Annotated in this window: 22 protein-coding genes; 11 read left to right on the forward strand and 11 right to left on the reverse strand. The window is 65.8% G+C overall.

The annotated features are described in order from the left end of the window. Positions 1-66: 66 nt before the first annotated feature. The gene (locus tag JQ639_RS21145) at positions 67-483 is read right to left on the reverse strand and encodes a PaaI family thioesterase (protein WP_211968229.1); all 417 of its coding nucleotides are present in this window, start codon (positions 481-483) and stop codon (positions 67-69) included. Continuing rightward, positions 480-1,706, reverse strand: coding sequence for an MFS transporter (locus JQ639_RS21150; protein ID WP_211968230.1), 1,227 nt, complete (start codon positions 1,704-1,706; stop codon positions 480-482). Before JQ639_RS21150 ends, JQ639_RS21145 begins: the two co-directional genes overlap by 4 nt. 150 nt (positions 1,707-1,856) lie before the next feature. Here JQ639_RS21150 and gcvA point away from each other — a divergent pair, with 150 nt between their 5' ends. The 4 genes from gcvA (at position 1,857) to hemA (ending at position 7,690) form a co-directional block, all read left to right on the forward strand. Then, positions 1,857-2,840: a transcriptional regulator GcvA gene (gene gcvA, locus JQ639_RS21155; RefSeq protein WP_211968231.1), complete on the forward strand. Its 984-nt coding sequence runs from the start codon at positions 1,857-1,859 to the stop codon at positions 2,838-2,840. Positions 2,841-2,929: 89 nt separating this feature from the next. After that, a complete protein-coding gene (locus JQ639_RS21160) occupies positions 2,930-5,071 on the forward strand; it encodes a methyl-accepting chemotaxis protein (RefSeq protein ID WP_211968232.1) in 2,142 nt (713 codons plus the stop codon). A 176-nt stretch (positions 5,072-5,247) separates the two neighbouring features. Next, positions 5,248-6,309 carry an MBL fold metallo-hydrolase gene (locus tag JQ639_RS21165; protein ID WP_211968233.1) on the forward strand — a complete coding sequence of 354 codons (1,062 nt, stop codon included), beginning with the start codon at positions 5,248-5,250 and terminating at the stop codon, positions 6,307-6,309. 151 nt (positions 6,310-6,460) lie between these two features. Further along, on the forward strand, positions 6,461-7,690 hold the full coding sequence (gene hemA, locus JQ639_RS21170; RefSeq protein ID WP_211968234.1) for a 5-aminolevulinate synthase: 1,230 nt from the start codon (positions 6,461-6,463) through the stop codon (positions 7,688-7,690). Between the two features lie 54 nt (positions 7,691-7,744). Here hemA and JQ639_RS21175 read toward each other — a convergent pair whose 3' ends face one another. Then, positions 7,745-8,395: a response regulator transcription factor gene (locus JQ639_RS21175; RefSeq protein ID WP_211968235.1), complete on the reverse strand. Its 651-nt coding sequence runs from the start codon at positions 8,393-8,395 to the stop codon at positions 7,745-7,747. Positions 8,396-8,705: 310 nt separating this feature from the next. On the opposite strand from JQ639_RS21175, the gene JQ639_RS21180 reads away from it, so the two are divergent. Continuing rightward, complete coding sequence (locus JQ639_RS21180; protein WP_211968236.1) at positions 8,706-12,227, forward strand: hybrid sensor histidine kinase/response regulator; 3,522 nt, start codon at positions 8,706-8,708, stop codon at positions 12,225-12,227. Positions 12,228-12,246: 19 nt separating this feature from the next. Here the strand turns inward: JQ639_RS21180 and JQ639_RS21185 are convergent, their stop codons facing one another. Next, complete coding sequence (locus JQ639_RS21185) at positions 12,247-12,924, reverse strand: response regulator transcription factor (protein ID WP_211968237.1); 678 nt, start codon at positions 12,922-12,924, stop codon at positions 12,247-12,249. Positions 12,925-13,299: 375 nt separating this feature from the next. Between JQ639_RS21185 and JQ639_RS21190 the strand changes: the two genes are divergently transcribed. Continuing rightward, positions 13,300-14,928 carry an MFS transporter gene (locus JQ639_RS21190; protein WP_371745156.1) on the forward strand — a complete coding sequence of 543 codons (1,629 nt, stop codon included), beginning with the start codon at positions 13,300-13,302 and terminating at the stop codon, positions 14,926-14,928. 101 nt (positions 14,929-15,029) lie between these two features. Here the strand turns inward: JQ639_RS21190 and JQ639_RS21195 are convergent, their stop codons facing one another. The 3 genes from JQ639_RS21195 to JQ639_RS21205 all read right to left on the reverse strand — a co-directional run bounded on the left by JQ639_RS21195 (position 15,030) and on the right by JQ639_RS21205 (position 17,072). Next, on the reverse strand, positions 15,030-15,497 hold the full coding sequence (locus tag JQ639_RS21195) for a secondary thiamine-phosphate synthase enzyme YjbQ (RefSeq protein WP_211968239.1): 468 nt from the start codon (positions 15,495-15,497) through the stop codon (positions 15,030-15,032). Between the two features lie 43 nt (positions 15,498-15,540). Next, entirely contained in the window at positions 15,541-16,308 is a 768-nt protein-coding gene (locus JQ639_RS21200) for a hypothetical protein (RefSeq protein WP_211968240.1), read from the reverse strand. Between the two features lie 140 nt (positions 16,309-16,448). Next, positions 16,449-17,072, reverse strand: coding sequence for a 2-hydroxychromene-2-carboxylate isomerase (locus JQ639_RS21205; RefSeq protein ID WP_211968529.1), 624 nt, complete (start codon positions 17,070-17,072; stop codon positions 16,449-16,451). A gap of 274 nt (positions 17,073-17,346) precedes the next feature. Here JQ639_RS21205 and JQ639_RS21210 point away from each other — a divergent pair, with 274 nt between their 5' ends. The 5 genes from JQ639_RS21210 to JQ639_RS21230 all read left to right on the forward strand — a co-directional run bounded on the left by JQ639_RS21210 (position 17,347) and on the right by JQ639_RS21230 (position 19,998). Further along, entirely contained in the window at positions 17,347-17,736 is a 390-nt protein-coding gene (locus tag JQ639_RS21210; protein WP_211968241.1) for an AtpZ/AtpI family protein, read from the forward strand. 81 nt (positions 17,737-17,817) lie between these two features. Then, the gene (locus JQ639_RS21215) at positions 17,818-18,567 is read left to right on the forward strand and encodes a F0F1 ATP synthase subunit A (RefSeq protein WP_211968242.1); all 750 of its coding nucleotides are present in this window, start codon (positions 17,818-17,820) and stop codon (positions 18,565-18,567) included. A gap of 55 nt (positions 18,568-18,622) precedes the next feature. Next, positions 18,623-18,850: a F0F1 ATP synthase subunit C gene (locus JQ639_RS21220; RefSeq protein ID WP_211968243.1), complete on the forward strand. Its 228-nt coding sequence runs from the start codon at positions 18,623-18,625 to the stop codon at positions 18,848-18,850. Positions 18,851-18,951: 101 nt separating this feature from the next. Continuing rightward, the gene (locus tag JQ639_RS21225) at positions 18,952-19,509 is read left to right on the forward strand and encodes a F0F1 ATP synthase subunit B family protein (protein WP_211968530.1); all 558 of its coding nucleotides are present in this window, start codon (positions 18,952-18,954) and stop codon (positions 19,507-19,509) included. Positions 19,510-19,515: 6 nt separating this feature from the next. Beyond that, positions 19,516-19,998, forward strand: a complete 483-nt coding sequence (locus JQ639_RS21230; RefSeq protein ID WP_211968244.1) for a F0F1 ATP synthase subunit B family protein — start codon at positions 19,516-19,518, stop codon at positions 19,996-19,998. 101 nt (positions 19,999-20,099) lie between these two features. Here JQ639_RS21230 and JQ639_RS21235 read toward each other — a convergent pair whose 3' ends face one another. From JQ639_RS21235 to thrC, 4 genes are all read right to left on the reverse strand, one after another. Continuing rightward, on the reverse strand, positions 20,100-20,804 hold the full coding sequence (locus JQ639_RS21235) for a hypothetical protein (protein ID WP_371745157.1): 705 nt from the start codon (positions 20,802-20,804) through the stop codon (positions 20,100-20,102). 100 nt (positions 20,805-20,904) lie between these two features. After that, positions 20,905-21,492 carry a GNAT family N-acetyltransferase gene (locus JQ639_RS21240; RefSeq protein ID WP_211968245.1) on the reverse strand — a complete coding sequence of 196 codons (588 nt, stop codon included), beginning with the start codon at positions 21,490-21,492 and terminating at the stop codon, positions 20,905-20,907. Positions 21,493-21,697: 205 nt separating this feature from the next. After that, complete coding sequence (locus JQ639_RS21245) at positions 21,698-22,987, reverse strand: M16 family metallopeptidase (protein ID WP_211968246.1); 1,290 nt, start codon at positions 22,985-22,987, stop codon at positions 21,698-21,700. Continuing rightward, positions 22,984-24,402, reverse strand: coding sequence for a threonine synthase (gene thrC, locus JQ639_RS21250; RefSeq protein WP_211968247.1), 1,419 nt, complete (start codon positions 24,400-24,402; stop codon positions 22,984-22,986). Before thrC ends, JQ639_RS21245 begins: the two co-directional genes overlap by 4 nt. Positions 24,403-24,491 lie beyond the last annotated feature (89 nt).

Here is a 24,491-nt window from a genome sequence, read left to right on the forward strand (position 1 = left end):
GCAAAGTCCAGTTAACCGTCACCCTTCGAGGCGCGCGAGCGCCCCTCAGGATGACGGGATACGGGGTCAGGCCCGCGGGTACAGCACCATCTGGGTGCAGCGGAACAGGGCGATGGTCTTGCCGGTCGCCTCGCTCCTGACCTCGGCGTCCCACACCTGGGTGGTGCGACCGCCATGGACGAGCCGCGCCTCACAGGCAACGCCGCCCTCGAGCGCAGTGCCGAGAAAATTCGACTTCAGCTCCACCGTGGTGAAGTTGGTCGCGCCCTTTGGCAGCGAGTGCAGACAGCCATAGCCGCACGCGGTGTCCGCGAACGCCACGACGCTCCCCGCATGCAGATAGCCGTTCGGCGACAGATGCTGGCTGCGCACGTCGAACCGGCCCTTCACGGAACCGGAGCGTACCTCGCTCCATTCGAAACCAAGCACGCCCGGAAGCTTGCCCTCCTGCCGGGCCGTCACCGTCGCCACTGCATCCGTCATCCCACCTTCTCCTTCGCCGTGAACAGCCGCAGCATCCCGACCATGATGGCCGCGGCGAGGCCGTTGGCCGCGACGCTCGCCAGGATTGGCACGGTATAGCTGTGACTGAGATCGAAAATGAAGCCCGCCGCACTCGGACCTATCAGCGTGCCGAAGGCGACGCTGGTGTAGAGGATGCCGATCAGGCCGCTGACGTTACGGCCGCCGAAGAAATCCATCACGACCGCCGGCAGCACCGCCACCCAGCCGCCGTAGAACACCCCGAACACCAGCGCGAACAGCGCCAGCGACCAGGCCTGGGTCGCCACAACCCAGATCATCAAGGCGAGCGCCATGCCGACAAACATCATCAGCAACGACTGTTGCCGTCCCAGCCGGTCGCCGACGCCGCCAAGGAAGAACCGCCCGGCGGTGCTGCCGATGCCGATGGCGCCCATCAGCAGCGCGGCGGTGCCTGCCGCAATGCCATGGTCGAGCGCGAACGGCACGAGATGGACGAACGGCACGAACACGCCGAACGAGCACACCAGACATGCCGCATAAAGGCCGATGAAGCGCCCCGAGCGCACCGCCTCGCCAACGGACAGTCCGGCCGCCTGCGTCACCCTGGCGCCGGCCTGCAGCGCATCGCCATCAGGAGCGAGACCGCGGCGCTGCGGGTCGTTCTCGATCAACAGCGCCATGCCGGCGCCGATCACGACCGTGAGCACGCCGAGAATGATGTAGGCCTGACGCCAGCCCAGCGCGGCAATGATCACCGCCGCGAGCGGCGGCATCACCAGCGTGCCGACGCCGATGCCGGCGGTGGCGAGCCCCGACGCGAAACCACGGCGGCGCACGAACCAGCGCTGCACGGCCCCGACCGCGGGCACATAGGCGCAGCCGACGCCGCCGCCGACACCCAGTCCATAGGCGACATAGACTTCGGTCAGCGTGCGCGCACATCCCGCAGCGCCGAGACCGAGACCGGTCAGCACCATGCCGGCGATGGCCAGCGGACGCGAGCCGATCCGGTCGGCCAACGGCCCGCTGATGATGCCGAGGCTGAAATAGAGAAACCCTGCCAGAGAGAACACCAGCGCGACCGAGCCGCGCGACGCGCCGAAATCGCTCTGCAGGGCACCGATGAAGGCACTGAACGAATAGGCGCTGCCGAACCCCATGCAGGTGACGGCGAAGGCCGCGGCGACGACGAACCAGCCGTAGAACAGGCCCTTGCTCATATTTTCCTCTTTGAACTTAGCTGAACTAACGTCAGGATCGTGTCAGCCACGCCGCATTCAACGTATCGAGAACGGCTAAACCGCAATATGAAGCGCGCGACGGCAACGAACAAACCAGATTTTCTGGGTTCGATACATTAGAAAAACTAAATGGAAAACCGCGACGACCGGCCGAACCGCGCCCTCCCTCCGCTAAACGCGCTGCGGGCTTTCGAGGCCACGGCGCGACATCTGTCGGTGAAGGCGGCGGCCGCCGAGTTGTGCGTCACGGCGGGTGCGGTGAGCCAGCTCATCAAGGTGATCGAGAGCCATCTCGGCGTCCGCCTGTTCACGCGCGGCCGGCGCGGCATGCTGCTCACCGAGGCCGGCCAGGCCTATCTGCCGCCGGTGCGAAATGCCTTCCGCCAGATCGCCGACGCGTCGCGCCGTGTGGCCAGCCGCGCGGACGCCGGGCTGCTGACGGTCAGCGTGACACCGTTCTTCGCGTCCGCCTGGCTGGTGCCGCGCCTCAAGAGCTTTCAGGACGCTCACCCGGACATCGACCTCCAGGTGGTCGCCAGCAACGCGCTCGCGGACTTCGATCGTGGCGGCGTCGACGTTGCGATCCGTCACGGCCTCGGCCGCTATCCCGGCCTGCACAGCGAACGGGTGCTGGCGGTCGAGATCGTGCCGGTGGCCGCGCCATCGCTGGTCGAGCAGCGCGGACGACCGGCGACCCCGGCAGCGCTGGCACACTGGCCGCTCGTGCACGATGCCGAGCGCAAAGGCTGGCAGCTGTGGTTTCAGGCGCAGGGCATTGCCGAGATTCCACCGCCGCGCGGCGTTTCATTTGACGACTCCGCGCTGCTGCTGACCGCGGTGCGCGCCGGGCAGGGTGTCGGGCTGCTGCCGGCAGCGCTGACCGCCGGTGACGTCGCCGAGGGCCGTCTGGTGCGGCTGGCCGATACCGTCACCCTCGAGGCGTTCGCGTACTATCTGGTCTATCCGCACGACCGCGGCCCGTCAGCGAAGATCGACGCCTTCCGGCGCTGGATCCTCGATGCCGCGCAGCGGAATACCGCCGACATTTCAACACCCGGCGCGACACCGCCACCAACCCGACATCCGGGTCGTTTGCAGGCAAAAACCCGCTGAAAACGCGCAAGTCTTCCAAATTTTGTTAACTCGGTATGGCCATACTCCGCCCGCGCAAAGAGCAGATACTGCCGTGCGAAGGGGGAAACATGGGCTTCTCGTTCACGACACGACTGATGTCGCGTGGCGGCCGACGACCGCAGCTCGGTCTCAAGGGCAATCTCTTTCTCGCCTTCTCGCTGATCGCAGCGATGGCGCTGATCATCAGCGGTTCCGCCAGCATCCTGCTCGACCGCCTCGGCGGCACCATGGCGGACCTCTCCGGTCGCGACATTCCCCGCCTCGCCGCCAGCATGCAGCTCTCCGCGCTGAGCGAAAGCCTGTCCTCGAAGGGCCCGGCGCTGCTGTCGGCCCGCGACGACGCCTCACGCGTCGAGCTGACCAAGGATCTCAAGGCGACGCAGGCGTCGGCGATCGACAAGCTGCGCGAGATCGCCAGCCTTGGCGCCGACAAGACAGTGGTGAGTGCACTGGAAGAGACGGTGAAAAGCATCGACGACACCATCAACAGCCTCGGCAACGCCGCCAAGGAACGGCTCGACATCGTCGCCGCGCGTGAGAAGCAGTACGATACGCTGCGCCTTGCGCAGGGCCACTTCCAGGAATCCGCCGCGCCGGAAATGGCCGACGCGCAGACCCGGCTGAACGCGTTACTGACGGCCGCGGAGATCGACGCCGACCTCGTCAAGGACGTCGCCTACAGCGTCGAGCGCCTCAGCACCATCGTCTCCGACAGCAACAGCCTGGCCGCGGACATGATGGGCGCGATGTCCGCCACCAACAGCGGCGATATCGATACGCTGCAGGAGAGCTTCACCGCCACGCGCAAGCATATCGATCCGCTGCTGAAGTCGCTCGCCGGGATCAAGAGCGCAGCCCCGCTGTACGCCGCGGCGATGAAGCTGATCGCCTTCGGTGAAGGCAAGTCCAGCGTGTTCAAGCTGCGCCAGAAGGAGATCGACGCCCTCGACTACGGCCAGTTGATCCTGGAGGAGACGCGCAAGCTCAACCGCGGCCTCGAAATCAGCGTGCGCCAGCTCGTCGCCGACGTCCAAACCAACACCAACGCCGCCACCACGGGCGTCAAGCGCACGATCTCGATCGCGACCGCCGTGATGCTCGCGCTCGGCGCGCTGACGCTGGTCGGCTCGGCCCTGTTCGTGTGGCTCTATGTCGGGCGCAATATCCTGCGCCGCATCGGCAATCTGCAGAGCGTGATGCAGCGCCTCGCCGACGGCGATCTCGCCGCCGAAGTGACGCCGAGCCGCCAGCAGGACGAGGTCGCCAGCATGGCCCGCTCACTGGAGGTGTTCCGCGGAGGCCTGCTGCGCGCCCGTGACATGAGCCGCGAACAGGACCAGGACCGCGAGGTCAAGGCGGCGCGCACTGCCCGCATGGAGCAGCGCATCGCCCATTTCGAAGCCAGCGTCCGCAGCGCGCTCGACGGCTTGATGACCTCGGCCGATTCGATGCAATCGACCGCGCAGGGCATGGCTGCGACGGCCGGCCGCTCCAGCGAACTCGCCAACGCGGTCGCATCCGCCGCCGAGGAGACCGCGATCAACGTCCAGACAGTGTCAGCCGGCACCGAGGAACTGTCGTCCTCGATCGCCGAGATCAGCCGCCAGGTGAAGGGATCGTCCGAGGTCGCGAGCCAGGCGGTCGAGGAAGCGGGCCGCACCGACGCCACCATGCAGGGCCTCGCCGACAGCGCCAACCGCATCAGCGTCGTGGTCGACCTGATCCAGACCATTGCCTCGCAGACCAATCTTCTGGCACTCAACGCCACCATCGAGGCGGCGCGTGCCGGCGAGGCGGGCAAGGGCTTCGCCGTGGTCGCGTCCGAGGTCAAGAGCCTCGCCAACCAGACCGCGAGCGCCACCGAGGAAATCCGCTCGCAGATCGCCCAGGTGCAGCAGGTGACCGCGGCCGCCGTCGGCGCCATCCGCGGCATCAGCGAGACCATCGGAACGATGAGCGAGTACACCGCCACCATCACCGCGGCGGTGGAGCAGCAGGGCGCGGCAACGCGCGAGATCGCGCGCAACATCCAGCATGCATCGGCCGGCACCACCGAGGTCTCCAGCAACATTGTCGGTGTCAGCGAAGCCTCTGCGGATGCAGGCTCTGCCGCCGAACAGGTGCTCGCCGCATCAGGCGCGCTGCGCCGCGACGCCGACGACCTGCGCGACGGCATCCACGCCTTCCTCGCCGACATCCGCGCGGCCTGAGCGCACAACGACGCGCAGGCGCGGATCAGCCATGCATCGTCGTCGAACCAGGCCACCCAAGCCGGGAACTTGCCGCATCAGGGAATTTTCAAACATGCGTTTGACCGTAGCCGGGCACTTTCGGCTGGCGCAACGCCGCCGGGACAGCTAAGCCGGACCGGAGAGGTTCCGAAACGATGCATGCCAACGCCCCGACGACCAAGCCCGCCGATCCCCTGAGCTATCCTTTCGAGACCGCGCCGCAGCCGGACGAAGTGATCGAAATTCGGCCTGGCGTGTTGTGGGTGCGGCTCGCGCTGCCGTTCCGCCTCAACCACGTCAATATCTACCTGCTCAGGGACGGCGATGGCTGGGCGATGGTCGATGCCGGCTTCGGCAACGAGGAAACCATCGCCGCCTGGACCAAGCTGTTCGAAGGCCCGCTCAAGGGCGTCACCATCACACGCCTGATCGTCACCCATGCCCACCCCGACCATGTCGGTCTCGCCGGCTGGATCGTCGAGCGCTTCGGCTGCCCGCTGCTGATGTCGCAGGTCGAATACCTGCAGAGCGCCTATCACCAGCATCGCGGCTCGGACGAGCGCAAGCTGGCGCAGCGGTTGTTCTTCCGCCGCCATGGCATGGACGAGGATCTCACCGACCAGTTGCTCGGTCGCGGCCAGGAGTATCTCCAGCGCGTCTCGACGCTGCCGGCGTCCTATCGCCGCCTGTCCAAGGACGACGAGATCACCATCGGCACGCGACGCTTCAAGGTCATCACCGGCGGCGGCCACGCCCTCGACCAGGTGATGCTGTATTGCGCCGACGACAAGCTGTTCCTGTCGGCCGACCAGGTGCTGAGCAAGATCTCGCCGAACGTCAGTGTGTGGGCGGTCGAACCCGACGCCAACTCGCTCGGCGATTACCTGACCTCGCTCGCCGAACTCGACCGGGTGCTGCCGGACGACGTGCTGGTGCTGCCGGGCCATGGCATCCCGTTCTTCGGGGTCAAGATCCGCATCAAGCAGCTCGCCGACCACCATGAGGAGCGCTGCCGCATGATCGCGGATGCTTGCCGCGCTGCACCCAAGACGTCGGCCCAACTGGTGCCCGTGGTGTTCAACAAGCACAAGCTCGACGCCCACCAGACCGGCTTCGCCGCCGGCGAGCTGATCGCCCATGTCAACCACATGCTGGCGGAGGGCCGCCTCACCGTTGCGCCCACAACCGATGGCGTGCTGCGCTTCGCCACCGCCTGAGCCCGTTTCCCGGCCCGTTGATCTTGGTCAATTTGTCCAAGGAGTTTCCAGGGATATTGGGGCTGCAGAAATGCGCCTCGACAGCTAGACTGGAAACGCTCTAAAAAGGCTGGAGCGCCGACGCCGCGCCAGCCGCGATCCGGGATTTGTGATGGATTACACTCGCTTCTTCAGCCAGGCCCTCGAACGTTTGCACGACGAGCGGCGCTATCGCGTATTCGCCGACCTCGAACGCCTCGCCGGGCGCTTCCCGCACGCGCTGTGGCACTCGCCGCGCGGCCAGCGCAATGTCGTGATCTGGTGCTCGAACGACTATCTCGGCATGGGCCAGCACCCCAAGGTGGTCGGCGCCATGGTCGAGACCGCGACGCGCGCCGGCACCGGCGCAGGCGGCACCCGCAACATCGCCGGCACCAATCACTCGCTGATTCAGCTCGAGCAGGAGCTCGCCGATCTGCATGGCAAGGAAGCGTCGCTGGTGTTCACCTCCGGCTACGTCTCCAACCAGACCGGCATCTCGACCCTCGCCAAGCTGCTGCCCAACTGTCTCATCCTGTCGGACGCGCTGAACCACAACTCGATGATCGAGGGCGTACGCCAGTCCGGCTGCGAGCGCGTCGTGTTCCGTCACAACGACGTCGCCCATCTCGAGGAACTGCTGCGCGCCGCCGACCCGGAGCGGCCCAAGCTGATCGTTTGCGAGAGTCTCTACTCGATGGACGGCGACGTCGCGCCGCTCGCGAAGATCTGCGACCTCGCCGAGCGCTACGGTGCCATGACCTATGTCGACGAAGTCCATGCCGTCGGCATGTACGGCCCGCGCGGCGGCGGCATCGCCGAGCGCGACGGCGTGATGCACCGCATCGATATTCTCGAGGGCACGCTTGCCAAGGCGTTCGGCTGCCTCGGCGGCTACATCGCCGGCAAGGCCGACGTCATCGACGCCGTACGGTCCTATGCGCCGGGCTTCATCTTCACCACCGCGCTGCCGCCGGCGATCTGCGCCGCGGCCACCGCCGCGATCCGCCATCTCAAGACTTCGCAGTGGGAACGCGACCGCCACCAGGACCGCGCCGCACGGCTGAAGGCGATCCTGACCGCTGCGGGGCTGCCGGTGATGTCGAGCGACACCCACATCGTGCCGGTGTTCGTCGGCGACCCGGAGCGCTGCAAGAAGGCATCCGACCTGCTGCTCGAGGACCACGGCGTCTACATCCAGCCGATCAATTATCCCACCGTCGCCAAGGGTACCGAGCGACTGCGCATCACGCCGTCGCCCTACCACGACGACGCCCTGATGGATCAGCTCGCAGAAGCCATGGTTCAGGTGTGGGACAAGCTCAGCCTGCCGCTCGGCGAAAAGGCGCTGGCCGCGGAATAGCACCGCCCCGCGGCATCGGGGACCGGCGGTCCAGCCGCACGATGCCCGGCCGCGTCAGCCGTGGGAATGCCGCGACCGGACAGGCTGGTCCGACAGCACGATCCTCATGAGGTCCGCGGCATTCTTGGCGCCGAGCTTGTCCATGATACGGGCCCGATGGACCTCGATGGTCCGCGGGCTGATGCCGAGACGCCGTCCCGCTTCCTTGTTCGAAGCCCCGCGTGCCACCTGGGACAGCACGTCGCGCTCCCGGCTGGTGAGCAGCTCGCGCCCCGGAAAGTTGGCCAGCCCCTCGATATAGCCGTTGGTGAGCCGATGATGGGCCGCCACCACGTCACGGATGCGGTCGATCAGAACATTGGCCGCGAACGGCTTTTCCAGGACGTCGCTGGCGCCGCTCTTCATCGCCGCCACCGCCATCGCGATATCGGCCTGCCCGGTGATCACGATCACCGGCGGCGGGAACCGCAGCTTGGCGAGATCGTCCAGCAGTTCCAGGCCGTTCCGCCCCGGAAGGTTGATGTCCATGACCACGCAGGCCGGGACACTTTCCTGGACGGCTTCCAGGAACGAGAGGCCGTCGCCGAACCCTCTCGGAACGAAACCCTCGATCTTCAGCAACAGTGAGAGCGCGTCCCTGACTGAGGAATCGTCGTCCACAATGAAAACCGGAAGATCAACGGCAAATGGATGCTTCTGGCCCATGTGCGCTCGTCCTGCCCCTGAACGCCTCATTGCAACTATTACGTGTATATGCTGATTCGCAGAGGTTTACAAATCCGCAACGGAACCACGCATTATTCTGCGATATTTCGAGGAATCATGGCCGGACGCGACCACCGGATTGCAGCCGTAAGCGCAATTTTTAGTTGCACTCGCAACTCCCCACATTGGCCCGGTAACCTCTTGGGAAGGCCGGTGAAAATCGCAGTCGCTCGCAGCCGCAGCCAGCGCTAGGGTCTCGTAGAGGTCGCGCCCATGCCGGGGCGGCTGTCGGATCCGGGACAAAGGCCACATGCAGAACTGGGGCGTGATCGCAGTCGCCTTCGGCTACATCGGCCTGCTGTTCGTGATCGCGAGCTATGGCGACCGCCTGTCTCAGGCCCAGCGCGCCCGTGCCGGCCTCCTGATCTACCCGCTTTCGCTGGCGATCTACTGCACGTCGTGGACCTTCTTCGGCTCAATCGGCTTCGCCAGCCGCACCAGCATCGAGTTCCTCGCGATCTATGTCGGGCCCGTGCTGCTGATCGGCTTCTGCACGCCGCTGCTGCTGCGCATCATCCATCTCGCCAAGGCGCACAATATCACCTCGGTGGCCGATTTCGTCGGCGCCCGCTATGGCAAGAGCCAGGCGGTGGCTGCCACCGCCGCGGTGATCGCGATCATCGGATCGGTGCCTTACATTGCGCTGCAGCTCAAGGCGGTGGCATCGTCGCTGGAGACGATCCTTGGCGAGGATCAGTCGATCGATCTCGCGATCTCGCATATTCCGCTGGTTGGCGACATCGCCCTCGTCGTCACCATCGCCATGGCGCTGTTCGCCGTGCTGTTCGGCACCCGCCAGACCGACGCCACCGAGCACCAGCACGGCCTCGTGCTGGCGGTCGCGGCGGAGTCGATCGTCAAGCTGGTGGTGTTCCTGGTCGCCGGCGCGTTCATCACCTTCCTGATGTTCAGCCCCCACGAGCTCATCGACCGCGCCATGAAGACGCCGGAGGCGGCGCGCGCCATCAACTACGCACCTTCGATCGGCAACTTCGTGACCATGACGGTGCTGTCGTTCTTTGCTGTCATGCTGCTGCCGCGCCAGTTCCACGTCAGCGTGGTCGAGAATACGCGCGACGCCGAAGTGCGGCGCGCGCGCTGGATGTTTCCGCTTTACCTCGTCGCCATCAACCTGTTCGTGATCCCGGTCGCGCTCGCCGGCCTCGTCACCTTCCCGTTCGGCGCCATCGACAGCGACATGTATCTTCTGGCGCTGCCGATCGCAGACGGCTCGAACCTCGTCAGCATCGCGGTGTTCGTCGGCGGCCTGTCGGCATCGACCGCGATGGTCATCGTCGAATGCGTCGCGCTCGCCATCATGGTCTCCAACGACCTCGTGGTGCCGCTGATGCTGCGCCGCAGTCCGGCCTGGCGTGACGGCGGCCAGAACTTCGCCGGCTTCCTGCTCAACACCCGGCGCCTTGCGATCTTCGCCATCATGCTGATGGCATATTGCTACTACCGTGCGCTCGGCAATGCCCAGCTCGCGGCGATCGGCTTGCTGTCGTTCGCCGCCATTGCCCAGCTCGCGCCATCGTTTCTGTTCGGTATGGTGTGGCGGCGCGCCACCGCGCGTGGCGCCATCGGCGGCATGGTGGTCGGCTTCATCGTATGGGCGTATACGCTGTTCCTGCCCAGCCTCTCGGATCTCGGCCCGAACAGCATGATGTGGCTGCAGCACGGCCCGCTCGGCATCGAACTGCTGCGGCCGCAGGCGCTGCTTGGATCGGAGCTGCCGCCGCTGATGCATGGCGTGCTGTGGAGCCTGTCGCTGAACTGCCTGACCTACGTGCTGCTGTCGCTGATGCGCCAGCCGTCGGCGATCGAGCGCGTGCAGGCCGATCTTTTCGTACCCAACCAGCTCGCGCCGATGACCCCGAGTTTCCGGCGCTGGCGCACCACGGTCACGGTGCAGGACCTGCTCGGCACCGTCGCCCAATATCTCGGCCCCGAACGCACACGGCTGGAGTTCGAATCGTTCGCAGGCCTGCAGCGCATCAGCCTCGATCGCAGCGCCCCCGCCGACTTCCGCCTGCTGCGCCACGCCGAGCACCTGATCGCATCGTCGATCGGCGCGGCGTCCTCACGCGTGGTGATGTCGCTGCTGCTGCGCAAGCGCACGGTGTCGGCCAAGGCGGCGCTCAAGCTGCTCGACGACGCCCACGCCGCGTTGCACTTCAATCAGGAAATGTTGCAGACCGCGCTCAACCATGTGCGCCAGGGCATCGCCGTTTTCGATGCCGATCTGCAGCTCATCGTCTCCAACCGCCAGTTCGGCGAACTGCTCGACCTGCCGCCCTACATCTTGCAAAACGGCGTGCCGCTGCGCGACATCCTCGAGGTGCTGGACAGCAAGCCGGCGCCAAGCGCCCCCGGCCACAGCCTGATCGAGAAGCGCCTCGCCGCCTACACCGCCGAGGGCGAGCCGTATCTGGAGCGCCTCGCCGAGCGCAACCTGGTGATCGAGGTGCGCGCCAACCGCATGCCCGGCGGCGCGCTGGTGATCACCTTCTCCGACATCACGCCAAGCGTGGAGGCCGCCGAAGCGCTCGAGCGCGCCAACGCCTCGCTGGAGAACCGCGTGCGCGAGCGCACCGAGGAACTGACGCGGCTGAATTCAGAACTGGCGCAGGCGAAGAGCACCGCCGAAGACGCCAACGCCTCCAAGACGCGCTTCCTCGCCGCCGCCAGCCATGACGTGCTGCAGCCGCTGAATGCGGCCCGCCTCTACGTGACCAGCCTCGTCGAACGCGAACGCGAGCGCGGCGGGGACAATGCGCGCCTCGTCGAGAACATCGACGAATCGCTGGAAGCGATCGAGGATATTCTCGGCGCGCTGCTCGACATCTCCCGCCTCGACGCCGGCGCCATGACGCCATCGATCTCCAGTTTCAGGATCGGCGACCTGATGCGCTCGCTGGAAATCGAGTTCGCGCCCGTCGCCCGTGCCAAGGACCTGACGTTGACGTTCATGCCCTGCGCGCTGCCGGTCGAATCCGACCGGGTGCTGCTGCGCCGCCTGCTGCAGAACCTGATCTCCAACGCCATCAAGTACACCCCGCACGGCCGCGTGCTGGTCGGCTGCCGGCGACGCGGCCGCTCGCTGCAGATCGACATCTACGACACCGGTGTCGGCATTCCCGTGCAGAAGCGCCGCGAGATCTTCAAGGAGTTTCATCGCCTCGATCAGGGCGCCCGAATCGCGCGCGGCCTTGGCCTCGGACTGTCGATCGTGGAGCGCATCGCGCGCGTGCTCAGTCACACCATCGCGATCGACGCCAACCGCAGCGGCGGCTCACGCTTCTCCGTGACGCTGCCGATCGCCTCCGCAATTACCTATACCGCCGCGGTGACCAGCGCGACGCCATTGTCGCGCGCGCCGATGAGCGGCACCCGTATCGTCTGCATCGAGAACGATCCGGCGATCCTCGACGGCATGAAGACGCTGCTGACCGGCTGGGACGCCCAGGTCATCGCCGCCCTCGACCTGTCCGGCGCCATCGATGCCATCGCGGCCGCGGACGGGCCGATCACCGGCCTGCTGGTCGACTACCATCTCGACCGTGGCAACGGCGTCGCCGCGATCCGCGACATCCGCAGCCGCTTCGGCAGGCGGATCCCCGCTATCCTGATCACCGCCGACCGCAGTCCTGGCGTTCGGGCCGCCGCAGCCGGCGAAGGTATCGTGGTGCTGAACAAGCCGCTGAAGCCGGCGGCGCTGCGGGCGCTGCTCGGCCAGTGGCGCGCGCAGCAGATGATCGCCGCCGAATAGCCGCCGCGCCGAACGGCGTTCAGGACGCGGGCGCGTCGCCGCCGCGCCACTGGGCGCCGGAAATCCTGGCCGCGGCAATCACCGCCTGGGTCCTGCTCTCGACCCCGAGCTTCTGCAGAATCGCGGACACATGGGCCTTGATGGTCGCCTCCGACACGCCGAGCTCGTAGGCGATCTGCTTGTTGAGCAGTCCCTCCGACAGCATCATCAGCACCCGGACCTGCTGCGGCGTCAGCGTCACGAGACGGTCGCGCAGCCTGGTCATATCCGGATCGCCGGCGCCGCCGAGATCGACATCGGCCGGAATCCAGACATCGCCTGCCATCACCTTGGCGATCGCCGCGCGCAAGGTATCGACGCCAAAGCGCTTGGGAATGAAACCCGACGCGCCGAAATCCATCGAGCGCCGGATCGTGCCGGCGTCGTCGCTGGCGGACACGATCACCACCGGAACCGCCGGATACTGCGCGCGCAGGTAGATCAACCCGGAGAAACCGCTGATGCCGGGCATGCTGAGATCGAGCAGGATGAGGTCGACGTCGGCATCCTGCTCGAGCCGTCCGGTCAGTTCCTGGAAGGTGCCGGCTTCGTCGATCGTCGCATCCGGCAGAACGCTGGCGACCGCTTCGCGCAACGCGCCGCGAAACAGGGGATGATCGTCGGCGATCACGATGCGGGTGGTGCTGGATGCGGTCATCGAAGCCATCAGCGAAAGAAGAACACGTTCCTGATCTGTCGCAGATCAAAAGCAAAAGCAAATGTTTAACGCACTTGCGATTGTTCACCGGCAGGCCTGCCGTTGCAAGACCGCCGGCGCGCCGGACGCTGCGCGCAGTTAATTCAGGCGCGGCGACCGACAGGTTTTGTGCGTCGCAAAAGCGACATGCACAGCAGCGCCCACAGGGGCCGAAAGTCGTATTGGGCCCGATTTCGTGCCAGTGCTAACTTCCCCTCGATTTGTCGCGCCCATGAGACAGCCAATGTCCGGAGCGCGGAGAGACGCTGCAATCAGCCAGATCGGGGGAAACACATTATGACGACAACGACCATCGCGCCTGCCAGATCCGAGGGAATGACGAAGGACGAACGCTTCGTCATCTTCGCGTCCTCGCTCGGCACCGTCTTCGAGTGGTACGATTTCTATCTCTACGGCTCGCTCGCCGGCATCATCGGGGCGCAATTCTTCAGCGCCTATCCGGAAGGCACGCGCAACATCTTCGCTCTGCTGGCCTTCGCCGCGGGCTTCCTGGTCCGCCCGTTCGGCGCCATCGTGTTCGGCCGTGTCGGCGACATCGTCGGCCGCAAGTACACCTTCCTCGTCACCATTCTCATCATGGGTCTGTCGACCTTCATCGTCGGCCTGCTGCCCAACGCCGCGACCATCGGCATCGCGGCCCCGATCATCCTGATCGCGCTGCGCCTGCTGCAGGGCCTCGCGCTCGGCGGTGAGTACGGCGGCGCGGCGACCTACGTCGCCGAACACTCGCCCCACGGCAAGCGCGGGTTCTACACCTCGTTCATCCAGACCACCGCGACGCTGGGCCTGTTCCTGTCGCTGCTGGTGATCCTGTTCACCCGCACGTTCACCGGCGAAACCGATTTCGCTGCGTGGGGCTGGCGCATTCCGTTCCTGGTGTCGGTGCTGCTGCTCGGCGTCTCGGTCTGGATCCGTATGCGCCTCAACGAGTCGCCGGTGTTCCAGCGCATGAAGGAAGAAGGCAAGACCTCCAAGGCGCCGCTCACTGAGGCGTTCGGCACCTGGAGCAACGCCAAGATCGTGATCCTGGCCCTGATCGGTCTCACCATGGGCCAGGCCGTGATCTGGTACACGGGCCAGTTCTATGCCCTGTTCTTCCTGCAATCGATCCTGAAGGTTGACGGCTACACCGCGAACCTGCTGATCGCCTGGTCGCTGTTGCTCGGCACCGGCTTCTTCCTGTTCTTCGGAGCGCTGTCGGACCGCATCGGCCGCAAGCCGATCATCATGGCCGGCTGCATCATCGGTGCCCTGACGCTGTTCCCGATCTTCAAGATGATCTCGAGCAACGCCAATCCGGCGCTGGAGAAGGCCTACGAGACCGTCAAGGTCCAGGTGGTGGCCGATCCCGCCAAGTGCGGCGACCTGTTCAACCCGGTCGGCACCCGCGTGTTCAGCGCACCGTGCGATACGGCCCGCTCGTTCCTGGCGTCATCGTCGGTGAAGTACTCGACCGTCGACGCACCGGCCGGCGCGCCCGTGAAGATCATGGTCAACGACAAGGAAGTGCCCTACTCGGACGCCAAGACCTCGAACCCGGCGATCACCGCCGCGGTGCTGGCCGCCGGCTATCCGAAGCCGGGCGACGCGGGCATCGTGAAGATGGCGCATCCGTTCGACATCTTCCGCCCGCAGGTTGCGGCCACCATCGGCCTGCTGTTCATCCTGGTGCTCTACGTCACCATGGTCTACGGACCGATCGCCGCCATGCTGGTCGAACTGTTCCCGACCCGCATCCGCTACACGTCGATGTCGCTGCCCTACCACATCGGCAACGGCTGGTTCGGTGGCCTGCTGCCGGCGACCGCGTTCGCGATCGTCGCCTCGACCGGAGATATCTACTCCGGCCTCTGGTACCCGGTGATCTTCGCCGCGATCACCTTCGTGATCGGCGTGCTGTTCGTGCCGGAAACCAAGGACGTCGACATCACCGAACACGACTGATGTCCGCATGCGGGGCGGTCCGTCCGCCCCGCTGCATTCTCCCCGGCCGCGCTCACCGCGCGGCCGTTTTCTTTTGTAGACGGAAGGCGCGGCCGCCGCGCTCAGCCTGCGCAGGCACCGATGAATTGCAGCACGACCTCGCGACGGTGTGGATCGGCGCGGTGCTCGATCAGATAGATCGCCTGCCAGGTGCCCAGCGCGAGGCGGCCCGCCGCCACTGGCACCTGCAGCGACGTCGCCGTCAGCATGGTCTTCACATGGGCGGGCATGTCGTCGGGACCTTCGGTGTCATGGCTCCATCCAGCCCCCTCGGGCGCGAGGCGGTCGAGCGCCATCATCAGGTCGTCACGCACCGACGGATCGACATTCTCCTGGATCGTCAGCGATGCCGAGGTATGACGCACAAACAGCGTCAGCAGGCCATCCTGCGCGCCACAATCGGCGACGAAACGCGCCGTGTCAGCGGTCAGGTCGCTGAAGCCGGCTCTGCGGGTCGCAACCGAGAGGGTCGCGGTGGCGACGGCATTGACCCGTGCCGTACGGATTGCCGACAGGCGAGGTGCATTCATGGCATACTCCGATCCGACACCGGCCGAACTCTTCTGATCGGCTTCACTCGGACTTGCGCGCAGCGTCGGCTTTCATGCGCGCGGCTAGGTCACGCAACTGCTTCCAGGCCCGCTCCACCACGCCCTTCTGCCGCTCGAAGGCCTGCGGATCCGTCGCCTGCGCATCGGCCGGCTTGTCCGCGTTCTTGTTGCCCGCGGGCGCCTTCACCGCCTCGCTGCTCTGCGGCTCGGTGACGAGCAGATCGCCCTTCGGCGCGACGGCCGCAGGCGTCGCCGTGTCGACCTTGCTCATGTCGGCCTTGCCGACGATCTTGCTGGATGCGGCGCTGTCGCCGGTCTTGCCGGGCGCCTGCGATCCGGCCGGTGCCGGCGCGATTGATCCGGTCACCGCCGGCGCCTGATCGCGCGCGGCCAACTCTTTCGACAGGCGCGCGGTCTCGACGCGCAGGCGTGCGGCCTCATCCCGCAGCCGCGCCATCTCGTCCTTGAGCTGCGCGGTCTCCGCCTGGAGACGCATGATATCGGCGCGACCGGCATCGGCCGCGCGATCCTCGACATGCGGCATAACTGGGGATTGCGCGTTTTGAGCAGGCTGAGCCACCTGCGGCAGTGGCTCGATCGCCGGATCGGCAGCGACCGAATCCGGCTGCGCCCGCGGCGGCTTCGGCAATGCCGGCTCGGCTGCTGCCTGCGGCTGCACGGGCCCGGCCTTCGGCCGCGCCGGCCGGCTCTCGAACGCCTCCGCCGCCGCGCGACCGCTGCGAGACGGCGCCGAACACGAACCACTTTGGGCGCCGTCGAGGCGCAGCACGCCATCAGCTCCCGGTGCGAACACCGCGCAAGGCTCGAGCGCGACAGCCACTCCCGACATCAGGACACATGCCGCCGTGGCGGCAGGAAGAGAACGCATGGCACGGCGGCCATGCAGGCGGCGAAGCACGACGGTACTCCTCAGACGTCGGGGCGATAGGGCTGGCGCTGCGATTTCAACGCATCGGCCAGCAGTTCGATCCGGTCTTGCCCCCAGAACACCTCGCCGTCCAGCACATAGACCGGCGAGCCGAAGACGTCGGCCGCCACTGCCTCGTCGCGATTACGGGCGTACCGCGCGGCGATGTCGCCATCGCCCGCACGCACGAGCAGGTCCCGGCCTGGCAGACCCGCCGCATCCGCGAGCGCTTCCAAAACCTGTGGATCACCGAGATTGCGCTGCTCCTCCCAGATCGCGGGGAAGGCGCGCTGCAGGAACGGATCGGGATCATGGCCGGCATCCAGGATGGCAATGACCAGCTGATCGGCCAGCGTCGCGTTGAAAGGCCAGTACGGGGGACGGATGTCGAACGACAAACCGCGCTTGTCACGCCAGCGCTGCAGCTCCAGCAGGCGGTAGCGCTGACGTACCGGATGGCGCTTGGCGAGCGGCAGCCCGCCGGTCTCCGAGAACAGGTCGACCAGCATCACGGGCTTATGATTTACCTTGCAATCATAATCACTTACGACGCGTCGAAAGGCCTTGTGGCCAATATAGGCCCAGGGCGACTGGACCGAAAAATAGTAGTCGATCTGACGTGGCATATCGGTGTCCGCAATCCGCGATGATGCAATGACGATCATCCCAACAGAGCCTCCCGCAGCCCGCAAGGCGGATGTTGCAGGGGGCTGTTCTCGCGTTGCGGCATCGTCCTGCTGCCGATCGTCGCGAGGCAAATTTAGATCAACTATATCAATGCGATAATAGGTGATTACGACTTCTTGACTTGCCAGAGGGTGGTCAGTATGGTCCGCGCGGTTTCGTGGGTGGCGGGGCGTTTATTTCAATCGCGCACGTGTGCTTAGGGTGTCGACGACGATGGCGGACGGCACGCGCAGCAATCAGCAGGGCGACGGAAACAACGGACGACCGCCAGCCGACGAGGCTGCGCTTTCCGCAAGGCTAACGCATCTGGAGGAGCGGCTTTCCCATGTCAGGAAGGACCGCGACAGCCGGAGCGCCCAGCAAGGCGGGGAGGCGGAGACAGGCTCGGCCAAAGCTTCGGCGATGGCACGCGGCTTCCGCCTTTCCTCTGAACTGGTTGCTGGCGTGGTCGTCGGAGCGGTCATCGGGTGGGGTATCGACCGTCTGCTGTCGACATCTCCCTGGGGACTGATCGTGTTCTTCCTGCTCGGCTTCGCAGCCGGTGTCCTCAACTTGATGCGGGCAGCAGGTGTCGCTCCCAGCGACCACACCGATCGATCCTGACCGTCGCTCCCGGCCGCGCGAGACGAGACATATTGGTTTTCAGTCCGGCATGCGCCGGCAAACGATGAGAGACGAAACCGGATGGCCGATCCGATTCATCAATTCGAGATCCACAAGATCTTCACGCTGGGCCATATCGGCAACCAGGAAATCGCCTTCACCAACTCGTCGCTCTACATGTTCATCGCGGTGGCGGTCGTCACCCTGCTGATGATCGGCGGCAGCGCCGGCCGCCGTCTGGTTCCGAGCCGCTTCCAGTCGCTCGCGGAGCTATCCTACGAATTTGTCGGCAACACGCTGCGCAGCAGCGTCGGCGACGAAGGCATGAAGTTCTTCCCGTTCGTGTTCTCGCTGTTCATGTTCATCCTGACGGCGAACCTGATCGGCATCATTCCCTATACCTTCACCGTGACCAGCCACCTCATCGTGACGCTCGCGCTGGCGCTGATGGTGTTCCTCACCGTGCTGCTCTACGGCATCTACAAGAACGGCTTCAAATTCTTCAAGCTGTTCGTCCCGCACGGTATTCCGATCTACATCCTGCCGCTGATCATGGTGATCGAGGTCATCTCCTTCCTGTCGCGGCCGGTTTCGCACTCGGTGCGTCTGTTCGCCAACATGCTGGCGGGTCACATCACCCTGAAGGTGTTCGCCGGCTTCGTCACCTCGCTGTCGGCGCTCGGGGCGCTTGGTATCGCCGGCTCGATCCTGCCGCTGCTGATGACCACCGCCCTGACCGGCCTCGAGCTGCTGGTGGCCTTCCTGCAGGCCTACGTCTTCACCATCCTCACCTGCATCTACCTGAACGACGCGCTTCATCCGGGACATTGAGACCCGGACGAATTTCACCAACCCTCAAACCAGTCTTCACAGAAGGAGTTTCGTTATGGATCCAGTCGCAGCAAAGTACATCGGCGCCGGCATCGCTTGCCTCGGCATGGGTGGCGCGGGCATCGGCGTCGGCACCATCTTCAGCCAGTTCCTCAATGGCGCACTGCGCAATCCGTCGGCCGCCCAGGGCCAGTTCGCGAACCTGATTTTCGGCTTCGCCGTGACCGAAGCGCTCGGCATCTTCTCGCTGCTGATCGCGCTGCTGCTCCTGTTCGCCGTCTAAGCGTACCCACCCCGAAACGGCACTCGCGGGCGCGCTGATGCCCGCGACTGACGACAGAGGAGATGTCCGTGGCTGAAAGTCATGGCACGGAAAAAGCCGGCATGGCCAAGGCGCACGGCGCCAAGGCTGCGACCGGCGCCCACACCGAGGCGGACAGCCACGGCAAGGGCGGTTTCCCGCCCTTCCAGGCTGAGACCTTCGCCTCGCAGCTGGTGTCGTTCGCCATCGCGTTCATCCTGCTTTATGTGATCGTCTCGAAGATCGCGCTTCCGCGCGTCGGCGGGGTGCTCGCGGCGCGCCAGGGCCTGGTCGAAAACGACCTCGCCGAGGCGCAGAAGCTCAAGGACGAATCCGATGCGGCGCTGAAGGCCTATGAAAGCGAGCTCGCCTCGGCGCGTTCGCGGGCGCAGGCCATCGGCAACGAAACCCGGGACAAGCTCAACGCCCAGTCCGATGCCGAACGCAAGGCGCTCGAAGAGCGTCTCGCCAAGAAGCTCGACGAGGCCGAGGCTTCGATCGCGTCGACCCGCACCGCAGCGATGGGCAACGTCCGTTCGATTGCGACCGATGCGGCTGCTGCGATCGTGCAGCGTCTGACCGGAACGCTTCCCGACGGCACCGCCGTCGCGAACGCCGTCGACGCATCGTTGAAGGGATAAGCGGCGATGTTCGAAGCAGAAGACTGGGTCGCGGTCGCATTCGTCATCCTGATGGGCATCTTCGCCTATTTCGGCGTCCATCGGACGCTGTTGAAGGCGCTCGATAACCGCAGCGACCGCATCAAGAAGGAAATCGACGACGCCCGCCGCCTCAAGGAAGAGGCCAGCAAGCTCGTCGCCGAGTATCGCTCCCGTCGCGAAAGCGCCGAGCGCGAGGCTCAGGAGATCGTGGCCAACGCCAAGGCCGAAGCCGAGCGCATCGCGGCCGAGACCAAGGCCAAGATGGAAGATTTTGTCGCCCGTCGCACCAAGAGCGCCGAGAACAAGATCGCCATGGCCGAGGCCCAGGCACTGGCCGACGTCCGCTCCGCTGCGGCGGAAGCTGCCGTCGCTGCTGCCGGCTCGATCATGTCCCAGACGGTCAAGGGCTCGCTCAACGAGAACCTGATCGCCCAGGGCATCCAGGACCTTCGGCAAAAGCTGAACTGATCGCCCGGATCACGAAGCCAACCAAAAAGCCGGTGCGATTGCTCGCACCGGCTTTTTTTTGTGCTGCTGTCGTCCCGGCCCGCCCACCCGGGGCGGTGGATCTATCCGGCGCGCGCCTTGCTGCGATGGCGCCGCGGCGCGGCCTCGGGCTTCAAGCCGTTGGGATCGAAGCCGATATAAAACACGTACTGGTCGCCGGCATCGCCCTTCGGCGCCGGGTAGATGACGTCCTCGGCAACGAAGCTGTAAACCGTGCTCTCGCCGTTGGCGCCCATGGCGACACTGGTCCTGTAAGCCTTGGTGAAGATCACCTTGTCGCCAACGCCCTCCTGAACCACGGCGACGCGAACAGGGATATCGACGGTCGGCGGCGCTCCCGCCGGGCCGACGATGACACGCCCTTCGATGCCGATGCGGGCCGTGATCTGGCCGCCATTGAGATTGCAGTCGCGCGCGGTACGGGTGATCGTCACCTGGTAGCGCAGGTCTTCGCCACTCGCCGGCTTGCCTGGCGCACCGACCGCCAGGGTCGAGGCACCTGCGCGAATCGCCACAGCCGGACAGGTCAGTTGCGCGTCGGCGGCCTGTTCAGCCGCCGTCGGCGCCGGCTCCCCAACAGCTTGGGACTTGGAGCCGAACAACTGGCTGAAACGCGATCCGATCGACGATTCGCTGCCGGACGAGCCGCCCAGCATGCTGCCGCCGCCGCATCCTGCCAGCGAAAGCGCCGTCAGCGTGAAGAGCGCAGCGCGAGTGAAGCCGCGCGAAGCGCCGGCCTGCAAAAACATCGATCGTTGTCTGGTCATCGTCCCCGTGATCCCGAAATCCCCCGATTTCGAGCGGGTTTATAGCAGCGCAAAGGCGGCAAACCAAAGGCACAATCGGCCGCGCCCGGCGCGGGACGAATCAGCTCCGGAGATCCTCGTTGAGCAGGCCGAACAGATAGTGGTCCTGCCACACACCATTGATGCACAGATAGCGGCGCGCGCGGCCTTCCCGGGCAAAACCACACTTTTCCAGCACCCGTACCGAGGCGGTGTTGGTCGGAATGCAGGCCGCGTCGACCCGATGCAGGTTGAGCTCCCCGAACAGCGACGGCAGCAGGGCTCGCAGGGCGCCGGTCATGTAGCCCATGCCGGCGAACGGCTCGCCGATCCAGTAGCCGATGGTCCCGGCTTGCACGATGCCGCGCCGGACGTTCGCCAGCGTCACCCCGCCGATCAGCACGCCGTCGTTCTCGCGGAAGATCAGGAACGGATAGGCCTTGTCACCGGCCATATCCTCTTCATAGCGCCGGATGCGGCGGCGGAAGCCGGAGCGGGTCAGGTCGTCGGACGGCCAGATCGGCTCCCACGGCGTCAGGAACGCCCTGCTGGCCTCGCGCAGCTGGGCCCATTGCGGAAAGTCGGACATCTGCGGCGCCCGCAGCAAAAGTCCGTTTCCACGCGGCGCCAGCGGCGGAGGCGCGCTCGACGGCAACCGAAACAGGGCCATGACGCCTTTCCTTGCGATCAGATCGGCATTCTAGAGCATCGGCCGGAAGGCTGTGAACCCTGTTTTCGGTCGAGCCTCATGCCACCGGCGCGCGAATCGGCAACGACTTCGCGCCCGCCAGCCCGCCCCGGAATGTCCGCCCGGGCCTGCCGGACCTGAAGCGGCGCGCGCCAAAGCGCGCCCCTTATGTCGATTGGGCTGGACGCTAGTGGTAGCGCGCCCGCGCCACCGGGCGGCTCAGGCCCTCGGCCCGGTTGACCGCCGTCTCCAGCCCGCGTCCGGTGCCGAGGGCCACCACGGCCGGGCGGCTGCGATGCAGCAGTCCATACCCTGCCTCGCGGGTCGTCTCGACACTGACCGCCTCGATCCGGCCGATCAGTTCCTCGACCGTGAGCGGGCGGCCATAGGCCATGATATGCCGCGCGAGCTGCTCGGCGCGAGCGCTGCAGCTTTCGAGCGCCATCAACAGGCCGGCTTTCATCTGCGCCTTGGCGCGCGCGATTTCCGCCTCGGTCAGCGTCTCGACCGCATTGTTGATCTCGTCGACGATGACTTCCATCATCTCCGGCGCGTCGGCCGGATCAGTGCCGGTGTACAGCCCGAAGAAGCCCGTGTCGGAATACGGCATGTGGAAGGTCGAGATGGTGTAGCACAGCCCGCGCTTCTCGCGGACCTCCTGGAACAGGCGGGAAGACATGCCGCCACCAAGGACGTTGACGAAGACATTGAGGCTGAACAGCGCCGGATCGGTCTGCGGCAGGCCTTCGAGCGCCATGGTGAGATGGGCCTGCTCGAGATCACGGCGCACCACGCGCACGCCGCCCTTCCCGAAGGTCGCCGGCTGCGGCTTCGGCGCCGCCGGTCCCTGGAAGCTGCCGAAACGTTTCTCGACCTCGGCCACCACCTCGCGATGATCGACCGCGCCGGCGGCCGAGATCACCATGTCGGGCGCGCGATAGTGGGTCAGCAGATAGCTGCGCAGCATGTCGCGGTTGAAGCCGCGCAGCGTTTCCGCGGTCCCGAGCAGCGAGCGTCCCATCGGCTGGTCGGGATAGGCGAGCTCGCTGAGGTGTTCGAACACGACGTCGTCGGGCGTGTCCTGCGCCGCGCCAATCTCCTGTTCGATCACGCTCTTCTCGCGCTCGAGCTCCTCGGCGTCGAAGGTCGGGTTGGAGAGAATGTCGGACAGCACGTCGAGCGCCAGCGGCACGTCGGCCTTCAGCACCCGCGCATAGTACGCCGTGTTCTCGGTGCTGGTGGCGGCGTTGAGATCGCCGCCAACGGCCTCGATCTCCTCGGCGATCTGCCGTGCCGAACGATTCGTCGTGCCCTTGAACGCCATGTGCTCGAGCAGATGCGAAATGCCGTGCTCGTTGAGCTTCTCGTCACGGCCGCCGACGCCGCTCCAGACACCGAGCGCGGCGGTTTCCAGATGCGGCATCTTGTCGGTGACGACGGTGAGGCCTGACGGCAGACGGGTGACCTCGACGCTCATCGGACCGCTCCCTGCTTGGCGGCGCGGCTGACCGACAGCACGAACCGCTCCAGCTCCGGTTGATCATTGGGGACGACACGGACCTGCTCCTGCCGGCTCATCAGATCGCCAAGCCACGCCGGCAAGTGCGGGCGCACGCCGCACGCGGCTTCGACCGCGTCGGGAAACTTCGCCGGATGGGCGGTCGACAACACGATGGTCGGCACCGACGTGTCGGCGCCCTCCTGCTCGGCCACGGCCATCGCCACCGCGGTATGCGGATCGATCAGGTCGCCGGTTTCGCGGAAGGCCGTGCGGATCGCGGCGCTGGTTTCGTTCTCGTCGGCGCGGCCGGCGTCGAAATCACGCCGGACGATGGCGAGCGCGGTATCGGGCAGCGTGAAGCGTCCCGACTGCGTCAGCGACGCCATCAGAGCGCGCACCACAGCGCTGTCGCGGCCGGTTGCCTCGAAAACCAGACGTTCGAAATTCGACGACACCTGAATATCCATCGACGGCGACGAGGTCGCGTTCACCCCGCGCACCTCATAGGTGCCGGTGGCGAGTGTGCGCACCAGAATGTCGTTGACGTTGGAGGCGATCCTGAGACGGCGAATCGGCAGGCCCATGCGCTTGGCGACATAGCCGGCGAAGATGTCGCCGAAATTTCCGGTCGGCACCGTAAAGTCGACAGTGCGCGCCGGCGCACCGAGTGCGACCGCCGCGGTGAAATAGTAGACCACCTGCGCGACGATCCGGCCCCAGTTGATGGAGTTGACGCCGGACAGGGCCACCGCGTCGCGGAAACGATGATGATTGAAGAGGCCCTTCACAAGCGCCTGGCAATCATCGAAGGTGCCTTCGACCGCGAGCGCATGCACATTGGCCGCGCCCGTGGTCGTCATCATCCGCCGCTGCACCTCGGAGATGCGGCCCTGCGGAAACAGCACGACGAGATCGACGTTGTCGCGGCCTGCGAAGGCATCGACCGCGGCGCCGCCGGTGTCACCGGAGGTTGCCACCACGATGGTGGTACGCTGAGCACGCTTGGCGAGTACGTGGTCCATCAGCCGCGCCAGCAGCTGCATTGCGACGTCCTTGAATGCCAGCGTCGGACCGTGGAACAGCTCGAGGATGAACTGGTTCGGGCTCGCCTGGTCGAGCGGCACCACGGCCGGATGGCGGAACGTGGCGTAGGCCTCGTTCGCCATGCGCCCGAGTTCGGCGTCGGAGATCTCGCCGCCGACGAACGGCCGGATCACCTCGACGGCGACTTCCCAGTAGGGCCGGCCGAACAGGCCGGCGATCTGCTGCGCCGACAATGACGGCCAGGTTTCGGGCACATAAAGTCCACCATCGCGGGCAAGCCCGGTCAGCATCACGTCGCAGAAGCCCAATGCAGGTGCCTCGCCACGGGTCGAGATATAGCGCGTCAACACATCCTCCAAAGGCGGAGCCTTCTCCAAACCTCTGATAAATTTGAATTATTCAGTTTTCCTGAGAAAACGTCCGGGCACCTTACGGC

The sequence above is a fragment of the Bradyrhizobium sp. U87765 SZCCT0048 genome (genome assembly GCF_018131225.1).
Lineage (GTDB): Bacteria > Pseudomonadota > Alphaproteobacteria > Rhizobiales > Xanthobacteraceae > Bradyrhizobium_A.

Bases quoted from the DNA above. Each gene is read 5' to 3' on its own strand.
- JQ639_RS21145 (WP_211968229.1), bottom strand. From the start codon at position 483: ATGACGGATGCAGTGGCGACGGTGACGGCCCGGCAGGAGGGCAAGCTT.
- JQ639_RS21150 (WP_211968230.1), bottom strand. From the start codon at position 1,706: ATGAGCAAGGGCCTGTTCTACGGCTGGTTCGTCGTCGCCGCGGCCTTC.
- gcvA (WP_211968231.1), top strand. From the start codon at position 1,857: ATGGAAAACCGCGACGACCGGCCGAACCGCGCCCTCCCTCCGCTAAAC.
- JQ639_RS21160 (WP_211968232.1), top strand. From the start codon at position 2,930: ATGGGCTTCTCGTTCACGACACGACTGATGTCGCGTGGCGGCCGACGA.
- JQ639_RS21165 (WP_211968233.1), top strand. From the start codon at position 5,248: ATGCATGCCAACGCCCCGACGACCAAGCCCGCCGATCCCCTGAGCTAT.
- hemA (WP_211968234.1), top strand. From the start codon at position 6,461: ATGGATTACACTCGCTTCTTCAGCCAGGCCCTCGAACGTTTGCACGAC.
- JQ639_RS21175 (WP_211968235.1), bottom strand. From the start codon at position 8,395: ATGGGCCAGAAGCATCCATTTGCCGTTGATCTTCCGGTTTTCATTGTG.
- JQ639_RS21180 (WP_211968236.1), top strand. From the start codon at position 8,706: ATGCAGAACTGGGGCGTGATCGCAGTCGCCTTCGGCTACATCGGCCTG.
- JQ639_RS21185 (WP_211968237.1), bottom strand. From the start codon at position 12,924: ATGACCGCATCCAGCACCACCCGCATCGTGATCGCCGACGATCATCCC.
- JQ639_RS21190 (WP_371745156.1), top strand. From the start codon at position 13,300: ATGACGAAGGACGAACGCTTCGTCATCTTCGCGTCCTCGCTCGGCACC.
- JQ639_RS21195 (WP_211968239.1), bottom strand. From the start codon at position 15,497: ATGAATGCACCTCGCCTGTCGGCAATCCGTACGGCACGGGTCAATGCC.
- JQ639_RS21205 (WP_211968529.1), bottom strand. From the start codon at position 17,072: ATGCCACGTCAGATCGACTACTATTTTTCGGTCCAGTCGCCCTGGGCC.
- JQ639_RS21210 (WP_211968241.1), top strand. From the start codon at position 17,347: ATGGCGGACGGCACGCGCAGCAATCAGCAGGGCGACGGAAACAACGGA.
- JQ639_RS21215 (WP_211968242.1), top strand. From the start codon at position 17,818: ATGGCCGATCCGATTCATCAATTCGAGATCCACAAGATCTTCACGCTG.
- JQ639_RS21220 (WP_211968243.1), top strand. From the start codon at position 18,623: ATGGATCCAGTCGCAGCAAAGTACATCGGCGCCGGCATCGCTTGCCTC.
- JQ639_RS21225 (WP_211968530.1), top strand. From the start codon at position 18,952: ATGGCCAAGGCGCACGGCGCCAAGGCTGCGACCGGCGCCCACACCGAG.
- JQ639_RS21230 (WP_211968244.1), top strand. From the start codon at position 19,516: ATGTTCGAAGCAGAAGACTGGGTCGCGGTCGCATTCGTCATCCTGATG.
- JQ639_RS21235 (WP_371745157.1), bottom strand. From the start codon at position 20,804: ATGACCAGACAACGATCGATGTTTTTGCAGGCCGGCGCTTCGCGCGGC.
- JQ639_RS21240 (WP_211968245.1), bottom strand. From the start codon at position 21,492: ATGGCCCTGTTTCGGTTGCCGTCGAGCGCGCCTCCGCCGCTGGCGCCG.
- JQ639_RS21245 (WP_211968246.1), bottom strand. From the start codon at position 22,987: ATGAGCGTCGAGGTCACCCGTCTGCCGTCAGGCCTCACCGTCGTCACC.